Origin of the sequence: Ramlibacter sp. PS3R-8 (assembly GCF_037572435.1) — a bacterium.
Classification (GTDB): Bacteria; Pseudomonadota; Gammaproteobacteria; order Burkholderiales; family Burkholderiaceae_C; genus Ramlibacter.
Genome location: NZ_JBBHGT010000004.1, coordinates 182,827 through 199,236, shown reverse-complemented (window position 1 = coordinate 199,236; position 16,410 = coordinate 182,827). Strand labels below are relative to the sequence as shown.

15 protein-coding genes are annotated in these 16,410 nt (G+C 67.4%); 14 read left to right on the top strand and 1 reads right to left on the bottom strand.

What is annotated here, in order from left to right:
- The first annotated feature begins 8 nt into the window (after positions 1–8).
- Positions 9–332, top strand: coding sequence for an iron donor protein CyaY (cyaY, locus tag WG902_RS15850; protein ID WP_340061102.1), 324 nt, complete (start codon positions 9–11; stop codon positions 330–332).
- 251 nt (positions 333–583) lie between these two features.
- On the opposite strand, the gene WG902_RS15845 is transcribed toward cyaY, so the two are convergent.
- Positions 584–3,040 (bottom strand): penicillin-binding protein 1A, encoded by a 2,457-nt coding sequence (locus WG902_RS15845; protein WP_340061101.1) that lies wholly within the window; start codon positions 3,038–3,040, stop codon positions 584–586.
- Positions 3,041–3,305: 265 nt separating this feature from the next.
- Here WG902_RS15845 and WG902_RS15840 point away from each other — a divergent pair, with 265 nt between their 5' ends.
- The 13 genes from WG902_RS15840 to WG902_RS15780 are packed head-to-tail and all read left to right on the top strand — an operon-like array spanning position 3,306 to position 16,407.
- Complete coding sequence (locus tag WG902_RS15840) at positions 3,306–4,385, top strand: pilus assembly protein PilM (RefSeq protein ID WP_340061100.1); 1,080 nt, start codon at positions 3,306–3,308, stop codon at positions 4,383–4,385.
- Positions 4,382–5,074: a PilN domain-containing protein gene (locus WG902_RS15835; RefSeq protein WP_340061099.1), complete on the top strand. Its 693-nt coding sequence runs from the start codon at positions 4,382–4,384 to the stop codon at positions 5,072–5,074. The genes WG902_RS15840 and WG902_RS15835 overlap by 4 nt, the downstream gene beginning before the upstream one ends.
- A 31-nt stretch (positions 5,075–5,105) precedes the next feature.
- Complete coding sequence (locus tag WG902_RS15830; protein WP_340061098.1) at positions 5,106–5,783, top strand: type 4a pilus biogenesis protein PilO; 678 nt, start codon at positions 5,106–5,108, stop codon at positions 5,781–5,783.
- A complete protein-coding gene (locus WG902_RS15825; protein WP_340061097.1) occupies positions 5,780–6,322 on the top strand; it encodes a pilus assembly protein PilP in 543 nt (180 codons plus the stop codon). Before WG902_RS15830 ends, WG902_RS15825 begins: the two co-directional genes overlap by 4 nt.
- Complete coding sequence (gene pilQ / locus WG902_RS15820; protein WP_340061096.1) at positions 6,319–8,436, top strand: type IV pilus secretin PilQ; 2,118 nt, start codon at positions 6,319–6,321, stop codon at positions 8,434–8,436. The genes WG902_RS15825 and pilQ overlap by 4 nt, the downstream gene beginning before the upstream one ends.
- 31 nt (positions 8,437–8,467) lie before the next feature.
- Positions 8,468–10,324 (top strand): Ig-like domain-containing protein, encoded by a 1,857-nt coding sequence (locus WG902_RS15815; RefSeq protein ID WP_340061095.1) that lies wholly within the window; start codon positions 8,468–8,470, stop codon positions 10,322–10,324.
- Positions 10,321–10,848: a shikimate kinase gene (locus WG902_RS15810; RefSeq protein ID WP_340061094.1), complete on the top strand. Its 528-nt coding sequence runs from the start codon at positions 10,321–10,323 to the stop codon at positions 10,846–10,848. Before WG902_RS15815 ends, WG902_RS15810 begins: the two co-directional genes overlap by 4 nt.
- A 9-nt stretch (positions 10,849–10,857) precedes the next feature.
- Positions 10,858–11,961: a 3-dehydroquinate synthase gene (gene aroB / locus WG902_RS15805; protein WP_340061093.1), complete on the top strand. Its 1,104-nt coding sequence runs from the start codon at positions 10,858–10,860 to the stop codon at positions 11,959–11,961.
- Positions 11,962–11,973: 12 nt separating this feature from the next.
- A complete protein-coding gene (locus WG902_RS15800) occupies positions 11,974–13,116 on the top strand; it encodes a deoxyguanosinetriphosphate triphosphohydrolase (RefSeq protein ID WP_340061092.1) in 1,143 nt (380 codons plus the stop codon).
- Complete coding sequence (locus WG902_RS15795) at positions 13,113–14,336, top strand: MFS transporter (protein WP_340061091.1); 1,224 nt, start codon at positions 13,113–13,115, stop codon at positions 14,334–14,336. The genes WG902_RS15800 and WG902_RS15795 overlap by 4 nt, the downstream gene beginning before the upstream one ends.
- A gap of 14 nt (positions 14,337–14,350) precedes the next feature.
- Positions 14,351–14,998: a hypothetical protein gene (locus tag WG902_RS15790; protein ID WP_340061090.1), complete on the top strand. Its 648-nt coding sequence runs from the start codon at positions 14,351–14,353 to the stop codon at positions 14,996–14,998.
- Between the two features lie 6 nt (positions 14,999–15,004).
- Positions 15,005–15,556: a DUF1415 domain-containing protein gene (locus WG902_RS15785; protein ID WP_340061089.1), complete on the top strand. Its 552-nt coding sequence runs from the start codon at positions 15,005–15,007 to the stop codon at positions 15,554–15,556.
- Positions 15,553–16,407 carry a class I SAM-dependent methyltransferase gene (locus tag WG902_RS15780; RefSeq protein WP_340061088.1) on the top strand — a complete coding sequence of 285 codons (855 nt, stop codon included), beginning with the start codon at positions 15,553–15,555 and terminating at the stop codon, positions 16,405–16,407. The genes WG902_RS15785 and WG902_RS15780 overlap by 4 nt, the downstream gene beginning before the upstream one ends.
- The last annotated feature ends 3 nt before the right edge of the window (positions 16,408–16,410 follow it).

Here is a 16,410-nt window from a genome sequence, read left to right as displayed (position 1 = left end):
AAATTGTAATGACCGACCTCGAATACCTCGATTGCGCCGAGGCCCTGCTGGCCCGGGTGGAGGCCGGTTGCGACCGGATCAATGAAAGCACGGACGCCGACATCGACAACCAGCGGGTCGGCGCCATGGTGACGCTGACCTTCCAGGATGGCAGCCAGATCATCGTCAACCTGCAGAAGCCGTTGCAGGAAGTGTGGCTCGCCGCCCGGGCCGGCGGCTTCCACTACAAGTATGACGGCGCGGCCTGGCGCGACACCAAGAGCCGGGGCGAATTCTTCGCTGACCTGGCCCGCTGCGCCAGCGCGCAGGCGGGCCGGCCGCTTAATTTCTGATCCTTGAAAAATCGCCTGAAGCGATTTTTCAAAGATGTCGATCAGTGTGGGGAGGACCGGCAAAGCCGGATCCTCCCCACAGGCGAGACCGCGCTGCGTGTTACTCCGCGCGATCTTCCATGGTTGAAACCCGGACCGGGCGGCGCATCGCGCCGTCCGGTCCCCCTTGTGAAGAGGATCCGGCTTTGCCGGGCCTCTTCACACTGTTCAGGCCACTTCAAAAGGTGCGCAGCACTTTTTGAAGTGAACAATCAATTTCTGAACAAGTCGAGGATGCTGCGGCGCTCGTCCGCCGCGGCGGGTGGCCGCACGGGCGGCAGGCCGTCGGAATTGTTGACGGTGCCCGGCACGCCCGGGGACTGCTCGCCCTGGGGTCCGGCCGCCGCAGGCGCGGCGCCTGGCACAGCCTCGCCACCCGCGAGGCCGAGGCTGCTGACGCCCAGGCCGCGCGCGAATTCCTCGTAGAACCACTCGCCGCCGATGTTCACCAGGCCTTCCGGGGCGGTCGGCTCCATGACCGGCACGCCCTTGAGCGCCGTTTCCATGAAGTTGATCCACACCGGCAGGCTCAGCCCGCCCCCGGTTTCCTTGTCGCCCAGGGAACGCGGGTTGTCGTATCCCATCCAGACGATGGCCACCAACGTGGGGTGGAAGCCGTTGAACCAGGTGTCGATGGAGTCGTTGGTGGTGCCGGTCTTGCCATACAGGTCCGGCCGCTTCAAGTCGCGCTGCGCGCGCGCCGCCGTGCCCGAGCGCGCGATTTCCTGCAGCAGCCGGTTCATCACGAAGGCGTTGCGCGCATCGATCGCGCGCATGGATTCGTTCAGCAGCGGCGGCTGGCTTTCCACCAGCGTCTTGCCCTTCTGGTCGGTGATGCGCGTCACCAGCCACGGGTTCACGCGATAGCCGCCATTGGCGAACACCGCGTAGCCGGTGGCTATCTGCAACGGCGTCACGGACCCGGCGCCGAGCGCCATCGTCAGGTAGGCCGGGTGCTTTTCGGGTTCGAAGCCGAAGCGGCTGACCCAGTCCTGCGCGTTCTGCGTGCCCACCGCCTGCAGCACGCGGATGGACACCATGTTCTTGGACTTGGCCAGCGCGGTATGCAGCGGCATCGGTCCCTCGAACTTGCCGTCGTAGTTCTTCGGCTCCCAGGGCTGGCCGCCGGTGACGTCGGCGCCGAAGAACAGCGGCGCGTCGTTCACCACGGTGTTGGGCGAGAAACCCTTTTCCAGCGCCGCGGAATAGATGAAGGGCTTGAAGCCCGAGCCGGGCTGGCGCCAGGCCTGCATCACGTGGTTGAACTTGTTCTTGTTGAAGTCGAAGCCGCCGACCAGCGCGTGGATGGAGCCGTCGCGGGGGTCCAGCGCAACGAAGGCGCCTTCGACTTCCGGCAGCTGGGTGATCTCCCAGGCGTCCTTGGGCGTCTTCATCACCCGGATCACGGCGCCGCGGCGGATCTTGATCTTGGGCTGCGCCTTGGCGGTCAGGCCGGACGCCGCCGCCCGCAGGCCCTCGCCGACGATCTCGAAGCGGTCCCCGTTCTGGCGCACCGCCACGATCTTCTTGGCATCGGCTTCCAGCACCACCGCCGCCATCACGTCGCCGTTGTCCGGATGTTCCGCCAGCGCGTCGTCGATCGCGTCTTCCAGCTCCTTGACGTCGTTGGGCAGGTCGACGAAGCGCTCGGGGCCGCGGTAGATCTGCCGCTTCTCGTAGTCCATGATGCCCTTGCGCAGGGCCTTGTACGCCGCTTCCTGCTCCTTGGCCTTCACCGTGGTGTACACGTTCAGGCCGCGGGTGTAGGTCTCGTCGCCATACTGGGCGTAGACCAGCTGGCGCACGGTTTCGGCGACGTACTCGGCGCGCACGGCGGTGGTCTGGGCGCCGGTGCGGATGCGCAATTCCTGCTTCTTGGCTGCCTCGGCTTCCTCGGCGGTGATGAAACCGTTGTCCTGCATCCGTTCGATGATGTACAGCTGCCGCGCCCGGGCACGGGCCGGGTTGCTGATCGGGTTGTACGAGGACGGCGCCTTGGGCAGCCCGGCCAGCATCGCCGCCTCGGCGGTGGTCAGGTCCTTCATCGGCTTGCCGTAATACGCTTCCGAAGCCGCCGCGAAGCCGTAGGCGCGGTTGCCCAGGAAGATCTGGTTCATGTAGATCTCGAGGATCTGGTCCTTGGACAGCAGGTGCTCCAGCTTGAAGGTGAGCAGCACCTCGTACAGCTTGCGGGTGAAGGTCTTCTCGGACGAGAGATAGACGTTGCGCGCCACCTGCATGGTGATGGTGGAGGCGCCCTGGCTCTTGGCCCGGCCCAGGTTGGCCAGTGCCGCGCGCATCAGGCCCTTGTAGTCGACGCCGCTGTGCGAATAGAAGCGCGCATCCTCGATCGCCAGCACCGCGTTCTTCATCACGGCGGGGATCTCGTCGATGGGCGTGAGGTTGCGGCGCTCCTCGCCGAATTCGCCGAGCAGCACCCCTTCGGCGCTGTACACCCGCAGCGGCAGCTTGGGCCGGTAGTCGGACAGGTCGCTGATGTCGGGCAGGTTGGGGTAGGCGACGGCCAGGGCCACGGCGCCGATGCTGATCCCGGCCGCAAGCAGGGCGAAGGTGACGCCGAAGGTCCAGCCCAGGAATCCCAGGATGAAACGTTGCCAGTAAGGGCGGCGGGCGGGGGCGGGGGCGGCGGAAGAAGGGTCGGATTCCATAGAACTCCATCGGGCGGCCCCGAGCGCCCATTATAAAAATGCATCCGTCTGAGCCAGCAGGCTCGCCAGGGTTCCGGCAGCCTGCGCGGGACTTGAGATAAGCGGCTTAAGCCACCGGAGTATGGCATCCAAGCTCGTCGGGTTTTGACAACGAACCCAGCCGTACGAATCCGAAATTCCTTTGTGCGACAAGGATGTTACGGCTAGCATTGAAGTGGAATCTTAAGTACGTTACGCCTTGACACGAGGCGTGGGAGACGGGTCTGTGATCTCAATCGGCTCTCTGTTTGGCCGCCAGTCGGCACCCCTGCTGGGCCTGGACATCAGTTCATCCAGCGTCAAGCTGGTGGAGCTCGGGCGTGCCAAGGATGGCAGCCTCATCCTGGAGCGCTGCGCGATCGAGCCGCTCGAACGGGGCTGGATCAATGACGGCAACGTCGAGAAATTCGACGAGGTGGCGGAAGCCATGCGCCGGGTGGTCAAGAAAAGCGGCACCCGCACGCGCAACGTCGCCATGGCGCTGCCCGCATCGGCGGTGATCACCAAGAAGATCATCCTGCCCGGCGGCATGACCGACCAGGAACTCGAAATCCAGGTCGAGACCGAGGCCAACCAGTACATCCCATTCTCTCTGGACGAAGTGAGTCTCGACTTCTGCGTGGTGGGGCCGAGCAGCACGTCCGCCGGCGACGTCGAGGTGCTGATCGCCGCGTCGCGCAAGGAAAAGGTGCAGGACCGCCAGGGCCTGGCCGAGGCCGCCGGCCTGAAGCCCGTCATCATCGACGTCGAATCGTATGCCTCGCGCCTGGCTGCCGGCCGCCTGATCCAGGTCCTGCCGTCGGAGGGCAAGGACCAGATGGTCGCCCTGTTCGAGGTCGGCGCTTCCACCACCAGCATGCAGGTGATCCGCAACGACGAGGTCCTGTACGACCGGGACCAGGCGTTCGGCGGCGCCCAGCTCACTCAGTTGATCGTCCGCCAGTACGGCTTCTCGCCGGAAGAGGCGGAGGCCAAGAAGCGCAGCGGCGAACTGCCCGAGGACTACGAGGCCGGCGTGCTGAAGCCCTTCGTGGACAGCATGGCGCAGGAAGTCGCGCGGGCGCTGCAGTTCTTCTTTACCAGCACGCCGCACAACCGCGTGGACCACATCATGGTGGCCGGCGGTTCCGCGGCGCTGCCCGGGCTGAGCGAGGCGATCACGGCCCAGACGTCGTTCCCCTGCGCCCTGGCCGACCCCTTCGAAGGCATGCAGTTCGGCGACGCCGTGCGCGAAAAGAAGGTTCGGCGGGAAGCTCCCTCCTACCTCACCTCGTGCGGTCTCGCCATGCGGAGGTTCATGCAGTGATCCTGATCAACCTACTCCCGCACCGGGAAGCAGCGCGCAAGCGCCGCCGGGAGATCTTCTATGCCGGCCTGGGCGCCTCCGCCCTGGCGGGCGCGGTGATCGCCGGCGGCGTATATCTCTGGTACGCCGCCCAGATCTCGACGCAGCAGCAGCGCAACGGGGTGCTGGCCAGCGAGATCAAGCGCCTGGAAAGCCAGATCAAGGACATCGCCAGCCTGCAGGAGGAGATCGCGGCGCTGCGCGCGCGCCAGCAGGCGGTGGAAGACCTGCAGGCCGACCGCAACATGCCGGTGCACCTGCTCAACGAGCTCACCCGCCAACTGCCCGACGGTGTGTACCTCACCGCCATGAAGCAGACCAACGACACGGTGGCGATCACCGGCGTGGCGCAGTCCAACGAGCGGGTTTCCGAGCTTCTGCGCAACCTGAGCGCCAACAGCGCGTGGGTCACGCGGCCCGACCTGGTGGAGATCGTCGCCGGCAACGTGACGCTCGCGGCGAAGGACTCGCGCCGCGTGTCGGTCTTCAAGGTGACCGTGAAGGTGCTGCGCGCCAGCGAAGCGGCGAAGGCCGCATCGGCGGCCGCCAGCGCGGCCGCGGCCGCCACCACCACCAGCGCCGTGGTGCCGGCGCCGGCACCGGCGCCGAACGCCACCGTGGCGGCGACGCCGGCCCCGGCGAAGAAGTGATGAATCGCCCCACCGCAACATCGGACTAACCATGGCGACTACCGCATCCAGGCTGGACCCGGCCGCTCTCAAGGAAACGATCTCGGCGCAGTTTCGCGGGCTCAACCCCAACGATCCGGCGTCGTGGCCGCTGCTGCCCAGGGCGGCGCTGTTCCTCTTCGTAATGGCGGCCATCGTCGTCGCGCTGTGGTTCGTGTGGCTCACCAACTCCGCCGAGGAACTGGAAGCGGAGCAGAAGAAGGAACAGGGCCTGCGCGAGGACTACAAGAAGAAGCTGACGCAGGCGGTCAACCTCGACGCCCTGCGCAAGCAGCGCGAGCAGGTGCAGCAGTACGTGACGCAGCTGGAAAAGCAGCTTCCCAGCAAGGCTGAAATGGATGCCCTGCTGTCCGACATCAACCAGGCCGGCCTCGGCCGCAGCCTGACCTTCGAACTGTTCCGCCCGGGGCAGGTGAGCGTCAAGGAGTACTACGCGGAGCTGCCGATCGCGGTGAAGGTCGTCGGGCGGTACCACGACATCGGTTCGTTCGCCTCCGACGTGGCCCACCTGTCGCGGATCGTCACGCTGAACAACCTTGAAATCGTCCAGGCCAAGGACGGCAACCTCGTGCTCGACGCCACGGCGAAGACCTTCCGCTACCTGGACCCCGATGAGGTCTCGGCCCAGCGCAAGGCGACGAGCAAGAACAAGGCCGGAGCGAAGAAATGATGAAGCAGTTGTGGCTGGCCGTGGCGGCCGCGGGCGTGCTGAGCGCCTGCGGGCAGTCCGACAACGAGGAAGTGCAGCGGTGGATGGCCGAACAACGCGCCAACACCAAGCCGCAGGTGACGCCCATCCCCGAGCCGAAGAAGTTCGCCCCGCAGGGATACACCCAGGAAGCGTCGATCGAGCCTTTCAGCAACCAGAAGCTGACGCAGGCGCTCAAGCGCGACTCCCAACAATCGGGCACGGCCAGCGCCGCGCTGCTGGCGCCCGAGCTGGCGCGCCGCAAGGAACCGCTGGAAAGCTACCCGCTGGACAGCATGGCGATGGTGGGCAGCTTGCAGAAGAAGGGCCAGCCGGTCGCGTTGATCAAGGTGGACAACCTGCTGTACCAGGTCAAGTCCGGCAACTACCTGGGTCAGAACTATGGTCGGGTGACGAAGGTCGCCGAGACCGAAGTGGTGCTGCGCGAGCTGGTACAGGATGCCGCCGGCGAATGGATCGAGCGAAACGCGACACTGCAACTGCAGGAGAAGTCCAAATGAAGAAAACAAACGAGTGGAGTTGGCGTGGGCTGGTGGCAGCGGGGCTGCTGATGGCGTCCGCGTGGGCTCCGGTCCTGCACGCGGCCCCGGTGGTCGAAAACGTGACCGCCTCCATGCAAGGCGGCGCCGAGGTGGTGCGGATCGACTTTTCCGAGCCGCTGGCAGCGGTGCCGGCCGGCTTCACGATCCAGGCGCCAGCCCGGATCGCCCTGGACGTGCCGGGCGCGACCAATTCCATGGGCCGCAATTCGGTGGACGTCAACGTCGGCAACCTGCGCTCCGTCAACGTGGTGCAGGCTGCCGACCGCGCCCGCCTCGTGCTGAACCTGAAGGCGCCGACCAACTACCGCATGCAGCTGGAAGGCAAGTCGCTGCTCGTGCTGCTCGACCCCGTGGCGCAGAGCGCCAGCTCGCCGGCGCAGACCTTCGCGGAAAGCCGCAATCGCGAGACCCAGCCGATCAAGGACCTGGACTTCCGCCGCGGCCCGGACGGTTCCGGCCGCGTGATCGTCGACCTGCCCAGCAACCAGGTGGGCGTCGACATCCGCCAGCAAGGCCAGGGCCTGGTGGTCGAATTCCTGAAGTCGTCGCTGCCCGAAGGCCTGCGCCGCCGGATGGACGTGACCGACTTCGGCACCCCGATCCAGACCGTGACCACGGCGCAGCAGGGTGACCGCGTGCGCGTGGTGATCGAGCCCCGCGGCGCCTGGGAACACAGCGCCTACCAGTCGGACAACCAGTTCGTCGTGGAAGTCCGCACCCAGAAGCAGGACCCGAACAAGCTCTCGCAAGGCCCCGGCTACACGGGCGAGAAGCTGTCGCTGAACTTCCAGAACATCGAGGTGCGCTCGCTGCTGCAGGTGATCGCCGACTTCACCAACTTCAACATCGTGACCTCCGACTCCGTCACCGGCGGCGTCACGCTGCGGCTGAAGGATGTCCCCTGGGACCAGGCGCTGGACATCATCCTGCAGGCCAAGGGCCTGGGCATGCGCCGCTCCGGCAACGTGCTGTGGATCGCCCCGAAGGACGAGATCGCGGCCAAGGAAAAGCTGGAGCTGGAGGCCAATGCCGCCATCCAGAGCCTGGAAGCGCTGCGCACGCAGGCCTTCCAGCTCAATTACACCAAGGCGGCGGATATCGCCGTGCAGCTGACGGGCACCGGCTCGTCGCGGATCCTCAGCGCGCGCGGCAGCGCCATCGCCGAGCCGCGCACGAACCAGCTGTTCGTGACCGACGTCGGCGCCAAGCTGGAGCAGGTGCAGGGCCTCATCACCAAGCTGGACATCGCGGTGCGCCAGGTGCTGATCGAGGCGCGCATCGTGGAGGCGTCCGACACCTTCGGCCGCTCGCTGGGCGTGCGCCTGGGCGGCAGCGACCTGCGCGGAGTGAACGGCGGCGACGCCGGCTACGCGATCGGCGGCGGCACCAACCGCATTGCCTTCGGCGGCACCTATGACGCCGTGTCCGGAACCACGGGCGAGAGCAACACGCAGCTGACCACCACCAACACGACCTTCGTGAACCTGCCGGCGACGGGTGTGGGCGGCTTCAATGCCTCCACCTTCGCGCTTTCCATCTTCAGCTCCGCGGCCAACCGGTTCCTGAACCTGGAACTGTCGGCACTGGAGGCGGACGGCAAGGGCAAGCTGGTGTCCAGCCCCCGCATCGTGACAGCGGACAAGAGCAAGGCGCTGATCGAGCAGGGCACGGAATTCCCGTACCAGCAGGCCACCTCCAGCGGTGCGACCTCGGTGGCATTCCGCCGGGCGACGTTGAAGCTGGAAGTGACCCCGCAGATCACGCCCGAGGGCAACATCATCCTCGACCTCGACATCGCCAAGGACAGCCGGGGCGAGACCACGGCGGCCGGCATCGCCATCAATACCAAGCATATTCGCACGCAGGTGTTGGTGGAAAACGGCGGCACCGTGGTGATCGGCGGCATTTTCGAGCTGACCGAGACGGAAAACGAGACACGGGTGCCGTTCCTGGGCGATCTTCCGATTGCTGGCTACCTGTTCAAGAACAGGCTGCGCAGCAGCAACAAGCAGGAAATGCTCGTATTCATCACGCCGAAGATGGTGGCGGAGCGCCAGCCGGCAAGCCGTTAATTTCAAGAAGTACCGACGGAGAACGATCAGAATGAACCGATACATCAAAGCGCTGGGGACACTGTTCCTGGCTGGCGCGCTGGCCGCGTGCGGCGGGGGCGGCGGCAGCTCCGGGAACGAGCAGCCCACCGACCCGACGGATCCGGTGACGCCGGCAGTGGCGTCCATCGACGTCTTCACCTCCGGGACTGAACTGCAGTCCGCGAGCAATTCCAGCATCAGCTTCACCGTGCTTCCGAAGGACGCCAACAACCAGGCGATCCCCAACCAGGCAGTCTCCTTCTCGGCCACGTCCGGCAACCTCTCCGGCGCCTTGCCGGCACCGACCACGGGCGACGACGCCGTACCCATCACCGGGGTCACCCTGTCGCCGGGAGAAAACCGTGCGAACCGCAACATCACCGTGACCGTGATCGCCGGCGGCGCCAGCCAGCAGGTGGTCATTCCGGTGGTCGGCACGGCACTGACCCTGTCGGGCGACAGCTTCGTCGTGCAAGGTTCCACGATTTCGTACACGGTTCGAGCGATGGATTCGGCCGATACACCGATCCCGAACGCCCCGTTGACCGTGCGGTCCACGCGCGGCAACACCGTGAGGCCCCTGAGCCTCACCACCAATTCGCAGGGCGTGGCCAGCTTCGATTTCACCGGCACGCAGCCGGGGAACGACACCATCGTTGTCTCGGGTCTGGGCACTTCGGCCAGCGCGAATGTCTCCGTCAGCGCGGATGCGTTCCAGTTCCTGTCCCCGAACGCGAACTCCAACGTCAACGTGAATGTCAACCGGACGGTGACGGTGCAGTTCCTGACCAACGGGAACCCGGTTGCAGGGCAGGCGATCAACTTCAGCACCACGCGCGGCACCGTCACGCCGGCTTCGGTGGCGACTGACGCCAACGGGCAGGCCTCGGCGACCATCAATTCGGCCAGCGCCGGCCCGGCGACCATCGTCGCCCAATCGGGCTCCGCGCAGGTGACCTTGTCGGTGAACTTCCTGGCCACCGCTCCGCGCGAGCTGGAACTGCAGGCGAGCCCGAGCGCAGTGGCGCCGAACTCGGGTGGCAGCACCAACAACCAGTCCGCGTTGAGCGCCATCGTGCGGGACAGCTCCGGCAACGCGGTCGCGAATCGTGTCGTGAGTTTCACGGCCGAATCGGATCCCAGCGGCGGCACGATCAGCCCGGCCACCGCGATGACCGATTCGAGCGGCACCGCCACCACGCAGTTCATCCCCGGCGCGGGCACGACGGCCAACAACGGGGTCGTGATCCGTGCAACGGTGCAGGGCACGACCGTGTCGGGCACGGCGTCACTGACGGTGAACACGCAGGCCTTGTTCCTTGCGCTGTCAACCGGGAACGTGATCACCAACGTGAGCGGAAGCCAGACCACGTACGAGAAGGAATTCGCGGTACAGGTGACCGACTCCAATGGCGCGGCCGTCGCCAGCAAGTCGGTGACGCTGGCGGTGGTTCCCCAGTTCTACCGCAAGGGCAGTCTGGCATTCCAGACGGGCTCGTGGAAATATGCGCCCGGCGTCATTCAATGCGACAACGAGGACACGAACCTGAACGGCCGCCTCGACGCCGGTGAGGACCGCAACAGCAACGGCACGCTCGAGCCGGGTGGCCCCGTGTCCCTGAGCCGCGCCACGGTCACGACCAATGCGAGCGGCATGGGTACGTTCACCGTGCAGTACGGCGAGAACTACGCGCTCTGGGTTGGCGTGCAGATCGTGGCGACCAGCACGGTGGGTGGCACCGAATCGTCCGCAACCATGAATTACCTGCTGCTCGGCATGGCATCCGACTACAACCAGGCGACTACCGCGCCCGCCGGTGTGGTCAGCCCGTTCGGCACTGCCACGGTTTGCCGCGACCCGAGTTGATCCTCACCCTTGTCGGCATGCCCGGCAGTGGCAAGTCCACTGTCGGGCGCCAACTCTCAAGGCGGCTTCGGCTGCCTTTTTTTGATTCCGACCACCTGGTCGAGCAGCACCTGGGATGCACGATCAAGGACTACTTCGCCCGTGAGGGCGAAGCTGCTTTCCGCGACGTCGAGGAACGGGTGATCCGGGATGCGATGCAGGGGGCTGCGTCGGTGCTGGCCACCGGCGGCGGCGCCGTGCTGCGCGAGGAAAATCGCCAGCAACTGCGCGCCGGCGGCCAGGTCGTCTACCTGCGCTCGACGCCCGAGGAGCTGTACCGGCGCCTGCGCCACGACCGCGTCCGGCCGCTGCTGCAGGTGGCGGACCCGCTCGACAAGCTGCGCGCCATGTACGCCGAACGCGACCCGTTGTACCGCGATGCGGCGCATTTCGTGATCGAGACCGGCCGGCCTTCCGTACCCTCGCTGGTGAACATGATCGTGATGCAGCTGGAGCTGGCGGGCGTGCTGCCGCCGGCCCCTTAAACTCGCGGGATGCCTCCGCCGCTTCCCCACGCTTCGCAACATGTGCACATCGCCCTGGGCGAGCGCAGCTACGACATCCTGATCGGCGCCGGCCTGCTGGACTCGCCGCAGGCCTGGCAGGGCCTGCCCAGGTCGGCCGCCGCCCTGATCGTCACCAATGCAACGGTGGCCCCGCTCTATGCGGCGCGGCTGCGCGCGGCCCTCGCGCCGCACTACCGCACGGTGCACCAGGTAGACCTGCCCGACGGCGAGGAGCACAAGGACTGGCCCACGCTGAACCTGGTGTTCGACACCCTGCTGGCGCGCGGCTGCGACCGCCAGACGGTGGTCTTCGCGCTGGGTGGCGGCGTGGTCGGCGACATGGCGGGTTTCGCTGCGGCGAGCTACATGCGCGGCGTGCCCTTCGTGCAAGTTCCCACGACACTGCTGGCGCAGGTGGATTCTTCCGTCGGCGGCAAGACCGCCATCAATCATCCGCGCGGCAAGAACATGGTCGGCGCGTTCTACCAGCCGCTGCGGGTGGTCTGCGACCTGGACACGCTGAAGACGCTGCCCGCGCGCGAGCTGAGCGCCGGCCTCGCCGAGGTGATCAAGTACGGGCCCATCGCCGACATGGCCTTCCTCGACTGGATCGAGTCCAACATCGACGCTCTGATGCGGCGTGACGCGGCGGCGCTGGCGCATGCGGTGCGGCGCAGCTGCGAGATCAAGGCGGATGTCGTGGGCGTGGACGAACGCGAGGCAGGACTGCGCGCGATCCTCAACTTCGGCCACACCTTCGGCCACGCCATCGAGGCCGGGCTGGGCTACGGCAAGTGGCTGCACGGCGAAGCGGTCGGCTGCGGCATGGTGATGGCGCTGCAGCTGTCACGGCGCCTGGGGCTGGTGGACGAAGCCTTCGCGCAGCGCATCACCGCGCTCATCGCGCGTGCCGGGCTGCCCATCGTGGGCCCGGCGCTTGGCGCCGATCGCTACCTGGAGCTGATGCGCGGGGACAAGAAGGCCGAAGGCGGCCAGATCCGCTTCGTGGTGATCGAGGCACCGGGGCGGGCAGGCGTGCGGGGCGCGCCGGACGACGTGGTGCGCCAGGTGCTGGCCGACTGCACGCGCTAGCCGCCGCAACGCATGACGCTCGCACCGTACGCCTGCGACCCGGCGCGCACGCGCGGCCGTCGTCATGCCGAACTGGCGCCACCGACGCGCACCGACTTCCAGCGGGACCGCGATCGCATCGTGCACTCCACCGCGTTCCGGCGGCTGGTCTACAAGACACAGGTGTTCCTCAATCACGAGGGCGACCTGTTCCGCACGCGCCTGACGCATTCGCTGGAGGTGGCGCAGCTGGCGCGGTCCATCGCCCGGCCCCTGGGCCTGAACGAGGACCTGGTGGAGGCCATCGCCCTGGCGCACGACCTCGGCCACACCCCCTTCGGGCATGCGGGACAGGATGCGCTGAACGAGTGCATGGCGGCCCACGGCGGCTTCGAGCACAACCTGCAAAGCCTGCGCGTGGTCGACGCGCTGGAGGAGCGCTATCCGGATTTCGACGGTTTGAACCTCTGCTTCGAAACGCGGGAAGGCATCCTGAAACACTGCTCGCGCGCCAACGCCGAAAAGCTGGAGGCCGCGGAGCCCGGCGGCGTGGGCCGGCGCTTCCTCGATCGGGCGCAACCCAGCCTGGAAGCGCAACTGTGCAACCTGGCCGACGAGATCGCCTACAACGCGCACGACATCGACGACGGCGTGCGCTCCGGCCTCATCACCCTGGAGCAGGTGGCCGAAGTGGCGCTGTTCGGCCGCCATTGCACGGATGCGCAACGCGACCACCCGCGGCTGCACGGGCGCCGGCTGCTGTACGAGGGCATCCGCCGCATGCTGAGCGCGCAGGTCTTCGACGCCATCGACGCCACCCGCGCGCTGCTGGCCATGCATGGTCCGGATAGTGTCGATGCGGCGCGGCAGATGCCGCCGCTGGTGGCGTTCAGCGCGGCATCGCGGGCCGAATCCACCGAGCTCAAGGGCTTCCTGTTCCACAACCTGTATCGCCACCCGCGCGTGGGCGAAACGACCGAGCAGGCCCAGGAAGTGGTGCGCGACCTGTTCGGCCGCTACCTTGCCCAGCCGCAGGAGATGCAGGCCGGCTTCGCCGCGCGCGGCGACACTGCGCGGGCCGTGGCCGACTACATCGCCGGGATGACCGACCGCTATGCGCTGCGCGAGCACAAGCGGCTGACCGGGCGCAGGCTGCTCGCCGCCGCGGCTCCGTGAAGCGGCTCGACCCCGCGCTGGTGGTGGTGTTGGCGGGCATCAGCGCCGCACTGCACATCGGCAAGCTGCCACCGGCGTTGCCCGTCCTGCGTGAGGCCCTGCAGATCAGCCTGGTCGAAGCGGGATTCCTGTTGTCCATGGTGCAGCTGGCCGGCATGACGCTGGGCCTGGCTTTCGGTGCGGTCGCCGATGCATGGGGACCGCGACGAACCATGGTGCTCGGGCTGGCCTTGCTGTCGGCGGCCAGTCTGGCCGGTGGCGCCTCGCAAAGCGCGCAGGCATTGCTGGTGCTGCGAGGCTGCGAGGGCGTGGGCTTCCTGCTGGCGACCTTGCCCGCACCCGGCCTGATTCGCCGCCTGGTGGAGCCGGCCCGCCTGAGTGGCTTGCTGGGCTGGTGGGGCGCGTACATGCCCTTCGGCACGGCCGTGGCGCTGTTGGTCGGCCCGGCCTTCATCGCGCTGGCCGGCTGGCCAGGCTGGTGGTGGCTCCTGTCGATGCTGTCCGCGCTGATGGCGGCCGTGTTGTGGTGGAGCGTTCCTCGGTCGGCGGACGCTGCCGGTCGCACGACCGCGGGCAGCGGCCGCATCCTGCGCACCTTGCGCGCCCCAGGCCCGTGGCTGGCGTCCCTCGCTTTCGCGGTGTATTCGGCGCAGTGGCTGGCCGTCATCGGATTCCTGCCGACGATCTATGCGCAGGCCGGTCTCCCCGTTGCCTACGCTGCGCTCGCCACCGCGCTGGCAGCCGCGGTGAACATGGCGGGCAACATCGGCTCCGGGCGCTTGTTGCAGCGCGGCGTGCGCGCGCCATTGCTGATGCAGGTGGGGTACGCGGCAATGGCGGTGGGTGCAGTCGTGGCGTTCGCGGGCTGGACGCAGGACGCGTCCGCGGCGACGGCCGTCATGCGTTATGGCGGCGTCCTGCTGTTCTCGGCCGTCGGGGGCCTGGTGCCCGGCACGCTGTTCTCGCTGGCGCTGCGCATGGCGCCCGACGACGGCACGGTGTCCACCACGGTCGGCTGGATGCAGCAATGGTCCGCGTTCGGCCAGTTCGTGGGCCCGCCGCTCGCGGCATGGGCGGCGGCCAGGGCAGGCCACTGGGAGTGGACGTGGGCGATCACGGGCGCATTCGCCATGGCCGGGCTGGCCCTGACCTCCGCCATCATCCATCTTCTTGCGCGGCCCGCGCCTGCCGGGCACGCAACGGCGCGCCGCGGCCCGTAAAATCGCGGCACACCATGAGTTTCCTCAACCAGCTGAAGTCCCAGGCCAAGGCGCTGCAGAGCGATCGTGTCTCGAACGAGCACGTCGTGGAGGAGCGGACCGCGGCGACGGAGCAGGCCGGCAAGCTGGTGCTGTTCTACCTGCAGGACCTGGCGCGCCAGTTGTCCGTGATCGAGCCCGCCGGCCCGGCGTTCAGCCTGGACGGCAGGACGCCCTGGCCGGCGATGAAGCTCATCGACTTTCGCGTCGACGCGCGCCGCAAGATGCTGCGCAACCGGGAGGTGATCGACTACATCGCGATGGGCTGGCAGGTCGTGCCGCAGATCGGCGGCTCCGTCAGCGGCCTCGTCACCGTGAATTTTCCGACCGACATGCGCCGCGTGGAGGACAGGCTGGCGATGGGGCCCGTCAAGCATGACCGCCGCGAGATCCGCAAGCAGGACAGCAGTGCACTGGTGGAAGTGCGCTACGAATACCTGACGCAGACGCGCGCCAACGTGACCGCCACGCTGGACCACGACAACGGCATGGTGCACTGGCGGATGTTGAACACCGCGGGCTTCGAGGTCGTGCAGACCACCTGGCCGGCGGCGCGCGTCCAGCAACCGTTGCTGGACGAACTGGCCAAGCGCGTGGTCGGCCAGCCGAACACCTTCGTCTAGGAGAGCATGGCCGATGCTGCGCAGGCCGTGGAGGACACACGGCGGTGGCTCGAGCGCGCCGTGGTGGGGCTGAACCTGTGCCCTTTCGCCAAGGCCGTTCTCGCCAAGCACCAGGAGCATTTTTCCACGAGCCAGGCGCAGGATGCGGCTGGGGTGCTGGATGACTTTGCCAGGGAACTGGATGCGCTGGTGGCGCTGCCGGCGTCGGAGCGCGACACCACCTTGCTGGTGCTGCCGCAAGGCTTCGACGATTTCCTGGCGTTCCACGACCTGACGCTGCGGGCCGAACGCCTGGTGCGCAAGCGCGGGCTGGAGGGCGTGGTGCAGGTGGCCAGTTTTCATCCGCGCTTCGTCTTTGCCGGCACGGAGGAAGACGACATCACCAACTTCACCAACCGCGCGCCGTGGCCGACGCTCCACCTGCTGCGGGAGGAGAGCATCGATCGTGCGGTGGCGGCGTTCCCGGACGCAGCGGCCATCTACGAGGCCAACATGGACACCCTGCGGCGCCTCGGGCCGGATGGCTGGCGTGCGCTGGACGTGGGAGCCCGGCCATGAAGAAGGACGTGGCCGGGGAACTGGGCCTGCGCCCGGGCCAGTCGCTGGAGCTGCTGCAGGAACTGCACATCCTCACGCGGGAAGGCAAGATCAACCAGGACTCGCGGCGCAAGCTCAAGCAGGTCCATCACCTGGTCCAGTTCATCGAGAAGCTGCTGCTGGAGATCCCGGCAGGCGCTGGCCACCCGACCCTGGCGGACCACGGCGCGGGCAAGTCGTACCTGGGTTTCATCCTGTACGACCTGTTCTTCCGGGAGCGGGGGCACGGCCACATCTACGGCATCGAGACCCGCGCGGAGCTGGTGGCGAAGTCGCGCGACCTGGCACAGCGGCTTGGCTTCGGCCGCATGTCGTTCCTGCACTTGAGCGCGGCGGAGGCGGCCGACGACGCGCAGCTGCCGGAACGCATCGACGTCGTCACCGCGCTGCACGCATGTGACACGGCGACGGACGACGCCATCGCGTTCGGGCTGCGCAAGCAGGCGGGGTCCATGGTGCTGGTGCCGTGCTGCCAGGCGGAGGTGGCCAGCGTGCTGCGCGAACACAAGGCGCTGGCGCTGTCACGCACGCCGCTCGCCGAGCTGTGGCGCCATCCGCTGCACACCCGCGAGCTGGGAAGCCAGGTGACCAACGTCCTGCGCTGCCTGTACCTGGAGGCCATGGGCTACCAGGTGACGGTGACGGAGCTGGTGGGCTGGGAGCACAGCATGAAGAACGAGCTGATCCTGGCCCGGCGCGTCGGCCCGCGCAAGCGCGCACCGGCGGAGCGGTTGCGGGCGATCCTCGCTGAATTCGGCATCCCCGAACTGGAGGCGCGCCGCTTCCCTCAATTGGGGTCAGATTCCAATTAATAT